Source organism: Streptomyces lunaelactis (genome assembly GCF_003054555.1).
In the GTDB taxonomy this organism is placed as follows: Bacteria; Actinomycetota; Actinomycetes; order Streptomycetales; family Streptomycetaceae; genus Streptomyces; species Streptomyces lunaelactis.
This window is the reverse complement of record NZ_CP026304.1, coordinates 2,682,104-2,699,624: the sequence shown is the minus strand read 5'-3', so window position 1 is coordinate 2,699,624 and position 17,521 is coordinate 2,682,104. Positions and strand designations below refer to the sequence as shown.

17 protein-coding genes and 1 pseudogene are annotated in these 17,521 nt (G+C 71.0%); 10 read left to right on the top strand and 8 right to left on the bottom strand.

From position 1 onward, the window contains the following. Positions 1-17: 17 nt before the first annotated feature. On the bottom strand, positions 18-437 hold the full coding sequence (locus SLUN_RS12280) for a TOBE domain-containing protein (protein WP_108148525.1): 420 nt from the start codon (positions 435-437) through the stop codon (positions 18-20). Positions 438-572: 135 nt separating this feature from the next. Here SLUN_RS12280 and SLUN_RS12275 point away from each other — a divergent pair, with 135 nt between their 5' ends. From SLUN_RS12275 to SLUN_RS12255, 5 genes are all read left to right on the top strand, one after another. Continuing rightward, entirely contained in the window at positions 573-968 is a 396-nt protein-coding gene (locus SLUN_RS12275; protein ID WP_108148524.1) for a TOBE domain-containing protein, read from the top strand. Between the two features lie 87 nt (positions 969-1,055). Then, positions 1,056-1,853, top strand: coding sequence for a molybdate ABC transporter substrate-binding protein (gene modA, locus SLUN_RS12270; RefSeq protein WP_108148523.1), 798 nt, complete (start codon positions 1,056-1,058; stop codon positions 1,851-1,853). A gap of 73 nt (positions 1,854-1,926) precedes the next feature. Next, complete coding sequence (locus SLUN_RS12265; RefSeq protein ID WP_108148522.1) at positions 1,927-3,855, top strand: ABC transporter permease; 1,929 nt, start codon at positions 1,927-1,929, stop codon at positions 3,853-3,855. Between the two features lie 11 nt (positions 3,856-3,866). After that, positions 3,867-4,028 carry a hypothetical protein gene (locus SLUN_RS12260; protein ID WP_254708828.1) on the top strand — a complete coding sequence of 54 codons (162 nt, stop codon included), beginning with the start codon at positions 3,867-3,869 and terminating at the stop codon, positions 4,026-4,028. Between the two features lie 362 nt (positions 4,029-4,390). Then, positions 4,391-6,295: an RICIN domain-containing protein gene (locus tag SLUN_RS12255; RefSeq protein WP_108148521.1), complete on the top strand. Its 1,905-nt coding sequence runs from the start codon at positions 4,391-4,393 to the stop codon at positions 6,293-6,295. Between the two features lie 152 nt (positions 6,296-6,447). Here SLUN_RS12255 and SLUN_RS12250 read toward each other — a convergent pair whose 3' ends face one another. Then, on the bottom strand, positions 6,448-6,633 hold the full coding sequence (locus SLUN_RS12250) for a hypothetical protein (protein ID WP_108148520.1): 186 nt from the start codon (positions 6,631-6,633) through the stop codon (positions 6,448-6,450). A gap of 131 nt (positions 6,634-6,764) precedes the next feature. Here SLUN_RS12250 and SLUN_RS12245 point away from each other — a divergent pair, with 131 nt between their 5' ends. After that, complete coding sequence (locus tag SLUN_RS12245) at positions 6,765-8,012, top strand: MFS transporter (RefSeq protein WP_108148519.1); 1,248 nt, start codon at positions 6,765-6,767, stop codon at positions 8,010-8,012. 388 nt (positions 8,013-8,400) lie between these two features. Here the strand turns inward: SLUN_RS12245 and SLUN_RS12240 are convergent, their stop codons facing one another. Then, positions 8,401-9,138 carry an SDR family oxidoreductase gene (locus SLUN_RS12240; protein WP_108148518.1) on the bottom strand — a complete coding sequence of 246 codons (738 nt, stop codon included), beginning with the start codon at positions 9,136-9,138 and terminating at the stop codon, positions 8,401-8,403. A 93-nt stretch (positions 9,139-9,231) separates the two neighbouring features. Here SLUN_RS12240 and SLUN_RS12235 point away from each other — a divergent pair, with 93 nt between their 5' ends. From SLUN_RS12235 to SLUN_RS12230, 3 genes are all read left to right on the top strand, one after another. Then, on the top strand, positions 9,232-10,071 hold the full coding sequence (locus tag SLUN_RS12235) for a LysR family transcriptional regulator (RefSeq protein ID WP_108148517.1): 840 nt from the start codon (positions 9,232-9,234) through the stop codon (positions 10,069-10,071). Positions 10,072-10,182: 111 nt separating this feature from the next. Then, positions 10,183-10,404: a DUF6302 family protein gene (locus tag SLUN_RS41105; RefSeq protein WP_254708743.1), complete on the top strand. Its 222-nt coding sequence runs from the start codon at positions 10,183-10,185 to the stop codon at positions 10,402-10,404. 178 nt (positions 10,405-10,582) lie between these two features. After that, complete coding sequence (locus SLUN_RS12230; protein WP_108148516.1) at positions 10,583-11,212, top strand: class I SAM-dependent methyltransferase; 630 nt, start codon at positions 10,583-10,585, stop codon at positions 11,210-11,212. Between the two features lie 95 nt (positions 11,213-11,307). Here the strand turns inward: SLUN_RS12230 and SLUN_RS12225 are convergent, their stop codons facing one another. From SLUN_RS12225 to SLUN_RS12215, 3 genes are all read right to left on the bottom strand, one after another. Beyond that, complete coding sequence (locus SLUN_RS12225; protein ID WP_108148515.1) at positions 11,308-12,774, bottom strand: carboxyl transferase domain-containing protein; 1,467 nt, start codon at positions 12,772-12,774, stop codon at positions 11,308-11,310. Next, the gene (locus SLUN_RS12220; RefSeq protein WP_108148514.1) at positions 12,767-14,176 is read right to left on the bottom strand and encodes an acyl-CoA synthetase; all 1,410 of its coding nucleotides are present in this window, start codon (positions 14,174-14,176) and stop codon (positions 12,767-12,769) included. The genes SLUN_RS12225 and SLUN_RS12220 overlap by 8 nt, the downstream gene beginning before the upstream one ends. A 176-nt stretch (positions 14,177-14,352) precedes the next feature. Continuing rightward, positions 14,353-15,000 (bottom strand): LysE family transporter, encoded by a 648-nt coding sequence (locus SLUN_RS12215; protein WP_159100234.1) that lies wholly within the window; start codon positions 14,998-15,000, stop codon positions 14,353-14,355. Between the two features lie 70 nt (positions 15,001-15,070). Between SLUN_RS12215 and SLUN_RS12210 the strand changes: the two genes are divergently transcribed. Then, positions 15,071-15,511 carry an Lrp/AsnC family transcriptional regulator gene (locus tag SLUN_RS12210; RefSeq protein ID WP_108154693.1) on the top strand — a complete coding sequence of 147 codons (441 nt, stop codon included), beginning with the start codon at positions 15,071-15,073 and terminating at the stop codon, positions 15,509-15,511. Between the two features lie 84 nt (positions 15,512-15,595). Here the strand turns inward: SLUN_RS12210 and SLUN_RS12205 are convergent, their stop codons facing one another. Then, complete coding sequence (locus SLUN_RS12205) at positions 15,596-16,639, bottom strand: rod shape-determining protein (protein ID WP_108148512.1); 1,044 nt, start codon at positions 16,637-16,639, stop codon at positions 15,596-15,598. Between the two features lie 197 nt (positions 16,640-16,836). Beyond that, a pseudogene (locus tag SLUN_RS12200) lies at positions 16,837-17,403 on the bottom strand (hypothetical protein). Between the last annotated feature and the right edge of the window lie 118 nt (positions 17,404-17,521).

Below are 17,521 nucleotides of genomic sequence, written 5' to 3'. Positions count from 1 at the left end.
TGGTGGGCTCCCGGGCTTCAGTCCGTGGCGAGCGCGATCTCGGTCGACTTGATCAGAGCGACGGCGGACGACCCCACGAAGAGCCCCAGATCGGCGACCGCGTCCGCGGTGATCGCGGCGGTCAGTGTGCCGCCCACGACCTCCAGCTTGACGCTCGCCATCGCGCCGCCGGTGGTGAGCTCGGTGATCGTCCCGGGGATCTGGTTGCGGATGCTCAGGCCCTCGACCGGCCCGGTGGCCAGCGACACCTCGGTCGACTTGACCAGCGTGCGTACGGAGGAGCCCTCGGCGATGCCCAGCTCCCTGACGGCCTCCAGTGTGATCGCGGCCGTGATGTCCTGGCCGCCGATCAGGCGGACCTTGACGGTCGCCATGACCTCGCCGGGGGTGACGGCTGTGACGGTGCCGGGGATCTGATTGCGCATGCTCAGGCTCATGAACTCAACGTAGCCACGGGAGTGCGCTTCGGCCGGGCAGTGCGCTTGGGGCTTCCTCCAAGCGGGCTGGCATTTGCTACGGATCAGAGCTCTGGAGCTTGTAAATGCTGGCTGACACTGCCTACCTTGTCGCATATGCAGTCCTACACAATCGGCCAGGCGGCGCGTCTGCTGGGCGTCAGCCCGGACACCGCTCGCCGCTGGGCCGACGCCGGCCGGGTCGCGACCCATCGCGACGACAGCGGCCGCAGGCTCATCGACGGCCGTGACCTGGCCGCCTTCTCCATCGAGGTCGCCCAGGGCGGCACCGGCGAGGAGGACGCCTCGTACACCTCGGCCCGTAACGCGTTCCCCGGCATCGTCACCGCGGTCAAGCTCGGGGACGTCGCCGCGCAGGTCGACATCCAGGCCGGCCCGCACCGGCTGGTCTCCCTGCTCACCAGGGAAGCCGTCGAGGAGCTGGGGCTGGAAGTCGGCATGCAGGCCACCGCCCGCGTGAAGTCGACCAGCGTGCACATCGACCGCACCTGAACCGCCACCCATCGTGTCCCTTCCCCGCAGCGGCGTCGCCCGTCCCCGACGCGGTCTGTTCACACCGCTTCACCGAGGAGTCCCGCCATGTCGTACGCCTTCAACGGGCGCCGTACCGCCGCCGCCGTCCTGACCGCGGCTCTGCTCGTGCCGCTGGCCGCCTGTGGCAGCGACGACAGTAAGAAGGACAGCGCGGCGAAGGCCGCCACCGGCGCTCCCAAGGCCAACCTGACCGTGCTGGCCGCCGCTTCGCTCACTGACGTTTTCAGGACAGCCGGCGCCGCGTACGAGAAGTCCCATCCGGGCACCAGGGTGACCTTCTCCTTCGCCGGGTCCCAGGAGCTCGCCGCCCAGGTCAAGCAGGGCGCCCCCGCCGACGCGCTGGTCACCGCGGACACCAAGACCATGGACGGTCTGGGGCCGGACGTCGGCACGCCGACGGTCATCGCCAAGAACCGGCTGGTCATCGCCACCGTCGAGGGCAACCCGAAGAAGGTCGACGACCTCAAGGACCTCGCCGACACCGAGCTGAAGGTCGTCCTCGCCGCGCCCGAGGTCCCGGTCGGCCGCTACAGCCAGAAGATCCTGGACGCCCAGAAGATCGACGTGAAGCCGGTCTCGCAGGAGCCCAACGTCCGTGCCGTTCTCAGCAAGGTCGAGCTCGGTGAGGCCGACGCCGGTCTCGTCTACAAGACGGACGCCGCCACGGCCACCGACAAGGTCGACGCCGTCGAGATCCCCGACGCGCAGAACGCCATCGCCGAATACCCGGCAGCGACCCTGAAGACGTCCAGGAACAGTGAGGCCGCCGCCGCTTTCGTGAAGTGGCTGTCCACTCCCGAGGCGCAGAAGATCCTCCGGGACGCGGGCTTCCAGCAGCCGTAACCGCAGCACCCGGGCTGCCCGGTGGGGGGACCGGGCAGCCCGCGATCAACACTCGAGACCTGGGGAACCCCTGATGACACGTCTGCGCACGCGCGGCACCCGCACCCCCCTCGTGCTCGCACTGCCCGCGCTTCTCGCGATCGCGTTCCTGCTGATGCCGCTGATCGGCATCCTCGCCCGTACGACATGGGGCGACCTCGGCAGCCACCTCACCACCCCCGGCGTCACCGAGGCCCTGCAACTGTCGCTGCTCGTCTCCTTCTGGGCGCTCGCGCTCTCGCTGCTGCTCGGGGTGCCGCTGGCCTGGCTGCTGGCCCGCGTCGACTTCCCCGGCAAGGCGCTCGTACGCTCCCTCGTACTGCTGCCGATGGTGCTGCCGCCCACCGTCGGAGGTGTCGCGCTCCTCCTCGGCTTCGGCCGCCGGGGTCTGCTCGGCCCGTGGCTGGAAAGCACCTTCGGCATCACGCTGCCCTTCCACACCTCGGGCGCCGTCGTCGCCGCGACGTTCGTGGCGATGCCGTTCCTCGTCATCAGCCTCGAAGGCGCGCTCGGCGGGCTGCGGCCGCGCTACGAGGAGACCGCGGCCTCGCTCGGAGCCTCGCCGGTACGGGTGTTCTTCACCGTCACCCTGCCCATGGTGGCCCCCGGGCTCATCGCCGGAGCAGCCCTCACCTGGGCGCGGGCACTCGGCGAGTTCGGCGCGACCATCACCTTCGCCGGCAATCTGCCCGGTACGACGCAGACCCTGCCCCTCCAGGTGTACCTGCTCCTCCAGAACGAGCCGGAGGCGGCGACCTCCGTCTCCCTGCTGCTGCTCGCCATCGCCATGCTGGTGCTCATCGCCCTGCGCGGCCGCTGGACCGGGGTGCCGAGCGACCGCTCGCACAAGCCCGCTCCCGCGGCGGGCGACGCGGAACCGCCCCCGGCCGCAGTCCCCCAGAACCTCAAGGCACCTGCTGTGGAAGGGGGCTGGCCGCTGCACGCCGAGGTCACCGGCTTCAATGAGCTCACCCTGGACGCCGAGCCCGGCACCACCATCGCCGTCGTCGGCCCCAACGGCGCCGGCAAGACCACCCTCCTGCGGGCCCTCCTCGGCCTCACCCCCCGCGCCCACGCGGCCCTGCGCCTCGGCGACACCGACGTCACCGGTCTGCCCCCGCACCGCCGCGGCGTGGCCTGGGTCCCCCAGGACGGCGCCCTCTTCCCGCACCTCAACGCCCTCGCCAACACGGCGTACGGGCTGCGCGCCCAGGGTGTCGCGCGCGCCGAGGCCCGCCGCGACGCCCAGCAGTGGCTCGACCGGCTCGGCGTCGGCCACCTGGCCCACCGCAGGCCCGCCCAGCTCTCCGGCGGACAGGCCCAACGCGTCGCCCTGGCACGGGCACTGGCCGCCCGCCCCCGGCTGCTGCTCCTCGACGAACCCCTCGCCGCCCTCGACCAGACCACCCGCGCCCGGGTACGCCACACCCTGCGCACCCACCTCGACGGCTTCGGCGGCGTCTGCCTGATCGTCACCCACGACCCCGTGGAGGCCGTGTCGCTGGCCGACCGGGTTCTCGTACTCGACGAGGGCCGCGCGCTCCAGGACGCGCCGCCCGCCGAGGTCACCCGCCACCCCCGCTCCCCGTGGGTGGCCCGGATGCTCGGCCGCAACGCCTGGCCGGGCACCGCCACCGGGAACGGTCTCGCGCTCCCCGGCGGCGGGCGGCTCGTCGTCGCGGATCCGCTGCCCGTGGGCACGGAGGCCCTCGCGATCATCGCTCCGGAGGCCGTCGCCGTACACCGCGACAGGCCCGGCGGCAGCCCGCGTAACGTCTGGCCGGGCACCGTTCGGGAAATCACCGCGACCGGCAGCAGGCTGCGCATCCTGGTCACCTCGCAGCAGGCACCCGATCTCGTCGCCGAGATCACCCCTCAGGCCGCGGCCGAACTCGGCCTCGCCGACGGGACTTCCGTATGGACCAGCGTCAAGGCGACGGAGGTCGTCATCGTGACGCTGTAGAGGTCGTCATCGTGACGCCGTTAGGAGAGCCGCTGCCGGCCCACCGGATACCGGCCGAGCGTGACGCGCCGCAACAGGAGCTCTCCGCGATGCGCGGCGGGCTCACCGGGACGCTGCGCCTCGGCGCGCACTCCAACTCCACGAACTCGGCAAGCAAAAGCGCTCAATTCTGATCAGGTTCGGGCGCGGGCAGGAGTGCACTCCTGTACTCCTGGACTCCGGCCCCGCGCTGTTGCGTCCCGTCTGAAGTGCGGTCCTTTCTCATTCTCGATGCACCGCGAATGGTCGCCGCCCGGAACTCTTGTTCCAAACAGGTGAGTTGTGTAAGGGTGAGCTTCCTCGCGTCCGAACATGGCGATTTTGCTCAACCGTTCGAATTACCGCCGGTAAGTCGCTTCGAAAACATCGAGTGCGGTGCCGACAGGTATGTACCAATCAGTCGTTGCCCATTCAACCGGCGGGAAAATGTCACCGGTTGACCGGGATGGAGAGGCCTGCAACCCCCCACTGCACTGCCCTGGATGGAAAGACTTGTATGCAGAATCCCCGTACTCCGGGTCCCGTCCCTCCCTCGAGTGCCGGCCTCAGCTCCGCGGACTCCGACGAAGGTCTCGCGGCCACGCTGCGGACCAGCGAGGGGAAGGGCGAGGCCCGTCCTGTAGCAGTGCTGCTGGCGAGGCACTGGCAACCGGTGTTCGACTACGCGTCGATCTGCACCCCCACGGCGAAAGCCGCGTCGATGCTCGCGACGGCGGCCTTCAGCAAGGTGCTGGAAAATCTCCGGAAGGCGCGGACGACGGCGGCTCTTCGTCCGCTCCTATTGTTGACTGCCCGTCAAATAGCCAAGGGCTGGGCGAGTGACGAGCGCGTCACCGCGATGCCGGAACTCCAGTATCCGGACGGCGGCCGCACCCTTCGAGTCGACATGTTCACTCTGGCGGTGAATCGGGAGTTGGTCGCCCGCGCATTCCACGCAATGCCCGGACCCGCCCAATGCCTGCTGTGGCATGCGGAGGTCGAGGCCGAAGGCATATCCATACCCGCCAGTTTGTTGGCCATTGACCCGCGTGGTGCGACGGCCCAGCTCGAGCAGGCGCGTGAGGTCTTCCGTGCGGGCTGCCTGCGCGCCCATCTCGAACTCGCGCCGGACAATGACTGCCGCCACTACAGCCGGCTGCTCGACGTGTCCCTGCGCCGGGGCGGCACTCTGATCCCGGACATTCAGCGGCATCTGGCGGAGTGTCAGCACTGCCGTTACGCCGCCGAACAGCTCAACCAGCTCGACGGGCGGCTGCCTGTCCTGCTGGCCGAAGGAGTGCTCGGCCAGGCCGCCCGCGCCTACATCGAATCGCGGCCCGCCCGCAACAGGGCCCGAACGCAGGCGGGTTCAGGCCCCGTTCGCAGTACGGGCCGGCATTCGCGGGGCGGACGCCCGCGGGCCCTGCCCCGTATGACCTTCCCGGGACGGCACATGATGGTGGCCCGGCCGAGGGCCGTCCTCACCGGTCTGGGACTGCTCGTGACCGGCACGCTCGTCGTCACCGCCGTCTCGGAGCTCTGGTCGAACGAGAGTGACTACGCCGGACCCTCGGTCCCGAGCGGCGCCGTCACCACGGCGACACCTCCCGCACCCGGATCGCAGGTGCCTTCGGGTACTTCACCGGAGCCGTCGACCACGTCGGCCGCACTTCCCGCGGGCCCGCTGTTCACCAGGCTGCGCAATGTCGACGCCGATCTCTGCCTCGACATCGACGATCGCACGGCCGTGCCCGGCGCGGAGGCGTCGATGGCCGTGTGCTCGGCCTCCGTGACACAGAAGTGGGTGTACGAGGACGACGGGCTGCTGCGCAGCTCTGCCGCACCCGACCTGTGTCTGAACTCCCATGCGATCGACGGCGTGGCCGTACTCGGCGTATGCCTCGCGGCGTCGGCGGTCAACGCGTCGGACGTGCGGTACGACCTGACCATCCAGGGCAATGTGATTCCCCGGTGGAACGACGGACTGGCCCTCGTCCCCACCTCCGCCGATCCGGGAACGTCCGTGGTGGTCAAGGTCCGTGACGGATCGGCGGCGCAGCGGTGGGTGACTGACAACGTTGCCGGGGGCGCCCTCAGGGTCCGTCCGAGTGCCGATGTGGGTTCCCCGTCGACCAAGGAGGTCAACACCTTGCCGCGGCACGGCGAGAACTGCGCCGGCGCGAACTGTCCGCCGGGGCCCCCGGGCGGGTCGGGGCGGCCGACGCCTGCGGCGACCGACCCGTACGGCGATCGGCCCGGGGTCAGCGTCCGTCGCGTCGGCAACGAGTCGTCCGGGGTCGGTGGGGCGGTGGGGCGGTGGGGCGGTGAGGTCGGTGGGAGCGGGCCCGCACGCACGGCTCAGGCGCTGCTCCCGCCGAGCGGGTGGAGCACCTCGTCGACGGTCTGCGCCCGAGCAAGCTGAACGGCGAGGAAGGGCGGATGCCCAGCCCTGGGGAGTTGCTGTCACGGGGTCGCGGGGTCGCGGGTCACGGGGTGACGGGGTGACGGGGTGACGAGGTGTGCTGCCCGGGATCGCACGATCTCGGGCATCTCGCCTTCCGCCGTGGAGCGCCGTCACTTCCCGCTGTGACGGTGGAGCCGGAACCACTCGCGCGCGGTGTGCCGGATGCGTGGCTTGGTACGGCCGCCGGTGGGGAAGGCGGCGATATTCTCGTCGTGCTGGTTGTTGAGCATCTGAAGCGCGATCGCCCCCAGAGCGATCATCCCGAGCATGACGAGCACGGTCACGAAGGTCTCCATGACCTCACATCCCTCGGCCGGAACCGGTAGCCCCAGCGTACTCCCGCCCCGGTGATCCGGCCTGGGCCGGTAAGGGGTCACCTCACCCTTCGTTCATACTTCCCGCATGCCCGCCCGCCCCGCCGCCTCATATGACCGATACCGCCCGCCGACCCCGCATATTCGCCGACCTCACCCCCCTCCGTACGTCCGTCCACTACCGCCGGCTCTGGTTCGGCAGCACCATCTCCTGGGTCGGGCAGGGGATGACCGCTCTCGCGATCTCCCTTCAGGTCTACGACATCACCCGCTCCACCTTCGCCGTCGGCCTCGTCGGGCTCTGCTCCCTCGTGCCGCTCGTCGCGTTCGGGCTCTACGGCGGTGCCATCGCCGACACCGTCGACCGGCGCAAGCTCGGGCTCGTCAGCGCGAGCGGGTCCGCCGTGCTGTCGGCCGGGCTCGCCGTCGCCGCGCTGGCCGGGTACCACCGGGTCTGGTTCCTGTACGCCATCGTCGCCCTCCAGGCCGTGTGCGCCGCCGTCAACTCCCCGGCCCGCAGCGCGATGATCCCCCGGCTGCTGCCGCCCGAGCAGCTGCCCGCCGCGAACGCGCTCTCCTCGATGATGGTGACGTCGGGGACGCTCATCGGGCCCATGCTCGGCGGGCTCATCGTCGGATTCGCGGGGTACCAGACCGCGTATCTCATCGATGCCGTCGCCTTCTCCGCGTCCCTGTACGCGATGTGGCGGCTGCCGTCGATGCGCCCGGAGCGCACCGCCGGGGCCAAGAAGGCGTCCGTGCTGGACGGGCTGCGCTTTCTCGCCACCCGGCCCAACCTCCGGATGACCTTCTTCTCGGACTTCTGCGCCATGATCCTGGCCCATCCGCGCGCGCTGTTCCCGGCCGTCGCCGTGCTCTGGTACGACGGCGACGCACGCACCACCGGAATGCTCGTCGCCGCGCCCGCCCTGGGCGCGCTGCTCGGCGGGGTGTTCTCCGGGTGGCAGGGGCGGATCAGGCGGCACGGGCTGGCGATTCTGCTCGCCGTGGGCGCGTGGGGCACGGCGATCGCCGTCTTCGGGCTCACCCGCAACCTCTGGCTCGGGCTGTTCTTCCTCGCCCTCGCCGGAGCCGCGGACACCGTCTCGATGGTCTTCCGCAACACGATGATGCAGGCTGCGGCTCCGGACGAGATGCGCGGCCGCCTCCAGGGCGTGTTCATCGTCGTCGTCGCGGGCGGGCCGCGGCTGGGCGACTTCCTGGCCGGCAGCGTCGCCGGTCTGACCTCGCCGACCGTTGCGGTGACGGGCGGTGGGATCGTGTGTCTGCTGGCGGTCTCGCTGCTCGCGCTGCGCTGGCGCGGATTCGCCCGCTACGACGCCCGCAACCCGACGGCTTGAGGCCCAGTCCGGCCGATCTTGCCGGACTGGCGGTTGCCGGACTGGCGGTTGCCCGCCATGGCGCCTACCCGCCAAGGAACCGTATCCCCAAGCAACTTGTCAGCCCCGAGACTCTTCGGAACACCCGGAGCCACCCATTCCCCGGGCGTACGAGGAGACATCCTCGTACTGCTCCCCGCCGGACGGGCGACCGCTGCCGTCGACCCCGCCGCCCCGCACCCGCCCCCCCCGCGCGTACCGCGTCCGCGCACACCGTCAGGTCAAGTACGGGCCGTCGTTCGAGTCCGGAGGCTGAAGAACAAGCTAAGGCCGTGGGTGACGGCTGCCCACAGGGCGCGTGTGGGGCGCGTTGAGCCGCAGCCCAGTCGAGCAGGAACACATCAGAAAGTCACCATGGCACGACTCCATTGTCGTCGAACAGTTGACCGGTGGGGCCGTCGTCGGGCAGAGCCGCCAACCGGATGGCGATCACCGCGCCCTGCTCAGGGGTCTGAGTGCCGCTGAACCCATTGAGGTCGGTGGCCACGTAGCCGGGGCAGGCGTTGTTGATCAAGATGTTGGTGTCGCTCAGCTCCTTGGCGTACTGGATGGTGACGGCGTTGAGGTAGGTCTTCGTCGGCGCGTATGCCCCGCTGATCCCTCCGAGGTCGACACCGGGCGTGGTCTGCAGGGCCAGAGAGCCGACATGGCTGGACTGGTTGACGATCCGCGGGTGCGCCGAGTGGCGCAACAGCGGCAGCATCGCGTTGGTGACCCGGATGACGCCGATGACGTTGGTCTCCACCAGCCGCCGCACGGTCTCCAGGTCGACGGTCGTAGGGTCTTCCGGCCAACCGCCTGCAACGCCGGCGTTGTTGACCAGCACGTCAAGGCGTCCCGCTCGCTCCTCGATCAGCTGCGCTGCGGCGGTAACGCTCGCGTCGTCGGTCACGTCCAAGGGCACCCCGAACGCGTCGGCACCTGCAGCACGCAGTTTCGCCACGGCGTCCTTCCTGCGCTGCTCGTCCCGAGCGCCGACACCGACGCTCCAGCCCAATGCGCCCAGCCCGGCCGCGATCTCGTACCCGATTCCCTTGTTCGCACCGGTGACCAGCGCGATTGTCTTCTCACTCATGACAGCGAGCATGGCTGCGCTTCGACCAGGCACCAACACCATCTGGGTCATGCAGCAATACCTGAGCGACATCAATCGACTGTCCGCCGAAGTTACTGTGCATGCATGGAGATACGCGAGTTGCGGTACTTCGTCGCCGTCGCCGAGGAACTGCACTTCGGCAAGGCCGCCCAACGTCTGGAGATAGCCCAGCCGCCCCTGTCCCGAGCCATCGCCCGGCTCGAACGACAGCTCGGGGTCACGCTGCTGGAGCGCACCAGCCGCAAGGTCACGCTCACCGAGGCCGGGGCCGTGCTGCTGACCGAGGGGCGCGCGATCCTCAGCGCGGTAGCCGCAGCTGAGCGGCGTACCCAGCAGGCTGCGCAAAGGCGCCCCCGCCTCGTCCTCGCCGTCAAATCCGGCACCGCCGGCGAGTTGCTGGCCAAACTCCTCGATGCCTACCGCGCGGAGCCCGGCGCAGCCACCGTCGATCTGTTGCTCTGCGAGGCGCATCAGCAACAGAAATTGCTGCAGAATGGGCAAGCCGATGTGGCTCTGCTGCACTTGCCATTCGATTCGGCGGTCGGACTCGACACCGAAATTCTGTATACCGAGCGACAGGTGGCGATCCTGCCCACCTCTCACTCACTTGCCGGCCGCTCACAGATTCGGGTGGCTGAGGTCACCGAATTGTCGGAACTCCCGATGGCTCGCTGGCCCGGTCCTGATGGCAACTACCCGGAGGGACCAGGGGCAGAGGTACGGAACCTGACACAGCTCTTCCAGCTGATCGCGCTCGGCCGTGCCACCGTGATCATCCCCGAGTCCGCCAGCACCGACCTGCGCCGGGATCTCGCCGCCGTGCCGGTCCTGGATGCTCCGCCGGTGAAAACGGTGCTCGCTTGGCCCTCGCAGAGCCGACTTCGCGCAGTCGCCGACCTGATCCGCGTAGCAACACGTCTTTGACTGGCTGTTCTCTATCCGCTCGCGTGGAATGCGGCCGACTGTCCGGATCGTCGGTCGGCGAAACCGTCAAACGACCCGAGACGCGGCCGATGGCGAGCCGCGCGTGCAACCTTGCAGAGCCGACCCCACTGGGTCGTCGACTGGGGTGAGCGCGCACCCGATGGACGCGCGAGCACCACGGAACGCCGCCACTTCTACGGATACTCCGACAACGCCATAGCGGCGCACACCCCCCAGACGCTGCCTCCCCCCGGGGCAGCACCGGCCTGCCCGGCGTCCCCCGGCGCCGGGCAGGCCACGTCCCAAAGCCGTCGGACCCGACCTGCCGAATGAGAGCCCCTGCAGCAGCAGTTGGACAACCGTCCCTTGACGAGGACGCACGTGTGCCAGCTTCTCCGAACTACTAGGGCCTGTCCCGGGATCATGTGACGGGACGGTCAGTCCCTGGGGGTGGGGGTCGGTACGGGGCCGGAGAACGGCTGCGAACGGCGCGGGTGTTAGCTTCCTTCCCGTGGTGGAACACCAGGACGAGACCAGGGCGGCCTACGACGGGATCGTCGAGCTCTATGCGTCGATGTTCGCTGATCGGCTGGAGACGCAGCCGTTCGCGCGGGCTATGGTCGGCACCTTCGCCGAGCTGGTGCGCGGGACGGGGAACCTGCGGGCAGCCGATGTCGGGTGCGGGCCCGGACATCTGACGGCCATGCTGCACGACTTGGGGCTGGATGCCTTCGGGCTCGACCTCTCCCCGGCCATGATCGACCACGCCCGGCGGGCCCATCCGGCGCTGCGGTTCGACGAGGCACGGATGGAGGCCCTGCCGGTCGAGGACGGCGCGCTCGGCGGCGTGCTGGCCCACTACTCGATGATCCATACTCCGCCTGAGGAATTGCCCGCGCTGCTCGCCGAGCAGGTGCGTGTCCTGGCACCAAGGGGCCTGCTCCTGGTCTCGTTCTTCGCGACCGATGGACCGGAGCCGGTCCGCTTCGATCACAAGGTGACGCCCGCCTATAGCTGGCCGGTGGACCGGTTCGCCGAGTTGCTGGCCGGGGCCGGGCTCGTCACGTTCGCCCGGCTGCTCCACGACCCGGCCTCCGAGCGGGGCTTCCTCGACGCCCACTTGCTGGCCCGCCTCCACTAGATGAATGAGTCCAAAGGGTGTCCAGGTCTGTCTTCACACACTGACATTGGACGACCTCGTCCCATGTCCGCAGGCCATCCCTTGGACTGATTCATCTAGTGGTCCGGGGCGACGATTCCGCGTACGACGCCGAGCTCCACCAGGTCCTGCGGCCGCAGCCGCAGCTGGTCCGCCGTCCGGGGCACCTGCTCGGGCCCGCGCTTGAGGATCGCGGCGGCGAGCTCCGGCGCGATGACGGAGAAGTAGCTGTCCGCAGTGGCCCAGGTGTTGCCGGGAGCGGCGAGCGCCAGCGCCCCGCCGGAGCCGCCCTCTCCGATGAGGAGGCTGGTCAGCGGGGTACGGGCGGTGGCGACGGCCGAGAACAGTTCCGCGATCGCGGCACCCGCACCGGCCCGCTCGGCCTCGGCGTCGTTGGCGGCGCCCGGGGTGTCGATGAGCGTGAGCACGGGAATGCCGACCCGTCCGGCCAGCCGCACCACTCGCGCGGCGGTCCGGTATCCGGCGGGCCGGGTCGGGGTGCCGCACTGCGCGACGTACGCGACGGCCCGCCCGTCGTGCAGCCCGACACCGCAGAGCAGCCCGGGGTCGGTGCCGCCGCAGCGGTCACCGCTGAGGTCCCGGCGGTGGGTGAAGTACTGGTCGAGATACGCCTCGGCCCGAGGCCGCGTCGGCACGCGGGCCTGCTGGACGGCGTCCCACCCGGTGAGGGGGAGCGCGGTGGAGGTGAGGGCGCGGGGAGGGGGAGCGGGCTCGACACGGGCCGGGTCGGCGGATGCCGTGGCACTCTCCGGCCCGGCACTCTCCGGCCCGGCGGGGCCAGGCGTGGCCCGGACCGTGCTCGCGGCCTCCGGCTCGGCGTCCCCGGCGCCGCCGCCGCGCGTTCGCGCGGCGCGCTCGCCCAGCGCCGTCGCCCAGAACGACAGCACCTCGCGCAGCTCCTCGCCGCGCACCATCGCGTCGATCTGGCCCGATGCCAGCTGGCCCTCCGCCGTGTACGCCGTCGGGTCCGCGTCCGGCGGGCGTACCCGCGAGCCCGCGAAGCCCACCTGCGCGCCGGGCAGGGCCAGGATCACGTCCGCCCCCGCGCCCAGCGTGGCCCAGCCGCCGCCCGTCGTCGGGTCGCGCAGCACCGCGATGTGCGGCACCCCGGCGTCGCGCAGCAGCACCGAGGCGCGGGCCACCCGCTGGAGCTGGGACAGGGCGATCATGCCCTCCTGCATACGGCTGCCGCCCGTTGCGATCAGCGAGATCAGCGGCCACCTCCGTGCGCGGGCCAGGCCGTACGCCGCCTCCAGACGGTCACCCGCCCGCTCGCTCAACGAGCCGCCCAGGAAGCCGAATTCGAAGGAGATCAGCACACACCCGCGGCCGCCGAGCGTCGCCTCGCCGTAGACGACGGACTCCTTCGAGCCCGTGCGCGCCGCGGCCCTCGCGCGCGCCGCGTCGTACCCCTCCCAGGCGATCGGGCCGTCCGGCGCGCCCGGTCCCTCCGGCGGCTCCTGCTCGGTGAAGTCGTCGCAGACCAGCGCGATCGCCTCGCGAGCACCTACGCGGTCACCCATGGAGCGCCCGCTTCAGGATCTTGCCCATGTCGTTGCGCGGCAGCGCGTCGAGGAAGCGCACCTCGCGCGGGCGCTTGTGCGGGGCGAGCTGGGCGGCCACATGGGCCGACAGCTCTTCGGGCGCGGGCGGCCCGGACGGATCCGCCGGCACGATCCAGGCCACGATCCGCTCGCCCAGATCCGCGTCCGGCTCGCCTGTCACCGCCGCTTCCCGTACCCCCGGGTGCTCCAGCAGCGCGTTCTCGATCTCGCCGGCGCCGATCTTGTAGCCGCCGCTCTTGATGAGGTCCGTGGCCTTGCGGCCGACGATACGGATGTAGCCGTCGGCGTCGCGGCTCGCCATGTCTCCCGTACGGAACCAGTCGCCGTCGAAGGCCGCCTGCGTGGCGTCGGGCCGGTTCAGATACTCCGTGAAGAGGTTCGGCCCGCGCACCTGGATCTCGCCGATGCCGTCGCTCTCGTCGACCAGGCGCAGTTCGACGCCGCGCAGCGGCACGCCGACCGTCCCCGGACGCGCCTCGCCGTCCGCGCGGATTGAGGTGTTCATCAGGGTTTCGGTCATGCCGTACCGCTCGATCACCCGGCGGCCCGTCGCCGCCGCGATCCGCTCGTGGTCGTGCGGCGGCAGCGCCGCCGAGCCCGACACCAGCAGCCGCGCGCCCGTGAGGGCCTTCGCCAACTCCCGGTCCGTATCGAGTGCTTCGGCCAGCCGGTGGTACATCGTCGGTACGCCGAAGAGCATCGTGCCGCCCGCCGCGAGCTCGCGCGCCACGCCCTGTGTCGTGAACCTCCCCAGGTGGCGCACCTCACCGCCCCGCCGCAGGGGCCCGAGGACGCCCAGGATCAGACCGTGGACATGGAACAACGGCAGCCCGTGCACCAGGACGTCGTCCGCGGTCCACTGCCAGGCGTCCTCCAGCGCGTCCAGAGTCGTGGCGATGGCCCGGCGCGGCAGGACGGCGCCCTTGGGCGGGCCCGTCGTTCCCGAGGTGTAGACGATCAGCGCGGGTGCCTCGGGGTCCGGCTCCTGAGGCAGTGGACCGCCCGGACCCGCCACCGGGATGTCGATGCGCTCCAAGTGGCCGAGTGCGGGCGGCAGTTCGTCGTCCGGCCCTGCCAGTACCACCGACGGCGCACTGTCCGCGACGATGTGCCCCAGCTCGCGCTCACCCGTCTTCGGGTTCAGCGGCACGGCCGGCACCCCGGCCAGCAGCGCCGCCACCACGCCCACGGCGGTCTCCAGCGTGGGCGTGGCCCAGACGGCGACGCGCCGCGCGGTGGAGATCCGGGCCGCCAGCGAACCGGCCGCGCCGGCGAGCTCCCCGTACGTCAGCGCACGCTCGCCGAAACGGAGGGCGCGCCGGTCCGAGCCCGCCGCCAGAGCCGGGAAGAGGTCACTCACTCGTCGTCCTCCGTCTGTCGTCATGTATCGCCATGTGTTGCTGCACGGGACTGGTCATCCACACTCTCAGACCCGACCAATCTCCCGGCTACTTGCGCGTAACAAGTTGAGGAGGTCACGGTGTTGGCGCTGCGCACCAGGATCGTTCCCCTGTTCGCCGTCGTCATCTCGCTGGATCAGAGGCCCTGGGACCAGGACGGCAGCGGCAGCGCCACCTTGACCGCGTACACCGCGACCAGGCCGTACCCGGTCCGGAACGTCCACGCGCGGGCGGTGTCCGAGATCCGCGCACCCGCGAAGGCGCTGACCGCGACCAGCAGCTGCTGCCAGGCCAGCGAGGCGGCGAAGACGCCGCCGACGAAGAGGGCGCCGGCCGCGCCCCCGCCGAGGGCCGCGCCCTGCGCGGCGGTCAGCGCGGTGAAGTACAGCGCGGTGGTGGGGTTGATCAGGGTGAGCGCGGCGAACCGGGTGAAGGTCCGCACCGGGCCACCGGAACCGACGCCGCCTGTGCCCTCGTTCTCCGTGGTGGGCTCGCTGTGCCTCGAGGCGAGCAGCCCCCGTACCGCGATCGCCGCCAGCACGGCGGCCGACACCAGCCGGACCCAGGCCTCCACGCCGGAGAGCACGGAGGCGATGAACGGGCCGAGTGCGGTGGCCGCCGCGGCGTACGCGAGGTCGACGACCGCGACCGCGAGAGCGGCGGCCACCGCCCGGCGGCGGCCGCGCATGCCCTCCTGGATGAGCAGCACGCCCATCGCCCCGATGGGCATCGCCACTCCCAGGCCCGCGGCCGCGCCCGCCATCGCTGTCGTCCACATACTCATGGCGGACACTGTCGGTTCCCGCCTGTCGTCCGCGCGGCCGGATTACGGCCAGCACTGCGACAATCGCGGTATGGACCGTCTCGACAGCGAAATCATCGGTGCTTTGCGGGAGGATGCGCGGATCTCCTACCGCGATCTCGGCGTACGCGTGGGCCTCAGCGCCAACGCGACGGCCGAGCGGGTGCGCCGGATGCTCCGCGACGGCGTCATCCGCGGCTTCACGACCCTGGTGGATCCCACCGCCGACTCCCGTGCGGGCCTCGTCGTCTTCATCGACATCACGCTCCGGCTCGACACGACGAACGAGGAGTTCGAGCGGGTCGTGCTGAAGCTGCCCGGCATCACCGAAGTCGTCCATGTGACAGGGGCGCACGACTACCTCGTACGGGCCAGAGCAGCCGGCCCCGCCGAACTGGACGCGCTGCTGCGCACCCTCAAACGCGAGGCGGGCGTCGCCCAGTCCAGCACCCGGATCGCCCTGCGGGCCGCTACAACGGCGCCTGCCGGGTGACCGTCGTCCCCTGCTCGCCGTCGTCGCCCGTCCCGTCGCCCGTCCCGTCGTCAGTGACCACCACTCCGACCACCGCTCACGCCGTCAGTGGGCTTCCGCGAGCGGGTCGAGGACCATCTGCTGGATCTTGCCCTCCAGCATCGCGCCGAGGCCGAGTACGGCGCAGATGTCGGGCCGTTCGGCGATGTGCACCGGCATCCCGGTCGCGTCGCGCAGCATCTGGTCCAGGCCCGGCAGCAGCGCGCTGCCGCCGACCATCATGATTCCGCGGTCGGCGAGATCGGCGACCAGATCCGGCGGGCAGTCGCGCAGCACCTTGCCGATGCCGTCGAGGACGGCGGTGAGCGGGGTGTGGATCGCGTTCCGTACGGCGGCGGTGTCGACCTTCACCGAGCGGGCGAGCCCGGTGGCCACGTCCCGGCCGTGGATCTCCGTCGACGCCGGCCCCTGCGCGGTGAGGCCGTTGCCGTGCAGGGCCAGCTGGAGGGGGCGTACGGACTGGCTGGGCAGCAGCAGTTCGTGCTGGTGGCGCAGGTGCTGGATCACCGCGTGGTCGATGGCGTTGCCGCCCACCGGGATCCGCTCGGCGGTGACGATCGCGCCGAGCGAGAGGACGGCGACCTGCGTGGTCGCCGCCCCGCACACCATGATCATGGTCGCGGTGGGCTGCTCCACGGGCAGCCCGCAGCCGACGGCCGCGGCGATCAGGGTGTCGACCAGCTCGACGCGGCGCGCGCCGAGGCCGACCAGGGTCTCGACGGCGGCGCGCTGGGCGAGCGGGTCGCTGTCGTGCGGGGTGCACGCGGCGGCGCGCAGCCGCGGCTTGCGGCGCAGCTGGCGGCGGAGCTTCTCGCCGAGGAGGTGACGGAGCATCCGCTGGGCCATCTCGATGTCGACGATGGTGCCGCCGGCGATGGGGCGCGCGACCCGGATGTAGTCGGGCGTACGGCCCGTCATCTTCTCGGCGAGGGCGCCGACGGCGATCAGCGCTCCGGTGCGGGTGTTCACGGCGGCGACGCTCGGCTCGTCGACGACGAGCCCGGCCCCCTTCACGAACACGCGGGTCCTGGCGGCCCCCAGGTCGACGGCGACATGGCAACGGCGCAACTGCTCAAGGCTGACGGTCACGGCAGATCCTCCCGAGTGCGGTACTTGTTCGCATCGTGCGATCGCCGGGGGAGGTGCGCGCGCTGGGTGAGCCGGTCGGGGGTACGGAGCTGACGACCCGCCAGATTGTGTCGCCCGTATGGCGGGACGCAGTCGCTGGGTGCACGCGACCTTCGGCGGCGATTGAGGACCAACCCGCCTGCCGGGCGAGCCCGCGGCTATTCCACGCGCTGGAGCAGACCCCACGTGAACTCCGCCACGCGCTGCCCCCCGTCCGGCAGGGTCAGGCGCAAGCGCCACCTCGTCGGGGCGGAGCCCTCCAGCGGGGTCGCCGGTGGGAACGCCCTCGCCGCCTCGTCCACCGTGCACGATCACGGCTTCAGGTCATCCACCGTGCGCAGCGACGGGCCCGCCGCCCCCGGCGCGCGCACGAGCCACTCGTTCCACACCGCCCCGCCGTCCGCCGCAAGCACCTCGAAACGCAGATCGGGCCAGAGCGGTACGGGCCACAGCAGCGCGTCGCACTCCAGATCGCCGATCCGCCGCCGTACGGACTGCTCCGGCGCACCGAGCACCGAGCGGTAGCGGGAGAGCGCGCCACGAGTCCTCGGCGAGCGGACCATCGCCTGCCAGCGGCGGTTGGCCTCACGCATCTCGGCGATGGAGACGCCCAGTTCGTGGCGGGCGTCCTCGACCAGTCCCGGCTGGTGGTCGGCCATCCGGCGCAGCAGTACCAGTTGGAAGTCGAGTGGCCCGAAGGGTGCGGCAGGGGTCATGCCCGACATCCTGCCCCGTGACTCGCGGTGAACCACCGTCAACGCAAGCGAGCTGACGCGCCGCGGAAGTGAAGATTCCACACGAGATCCTCACAGGCCCATCCACCGCTGGTACCCCCACGCCGCA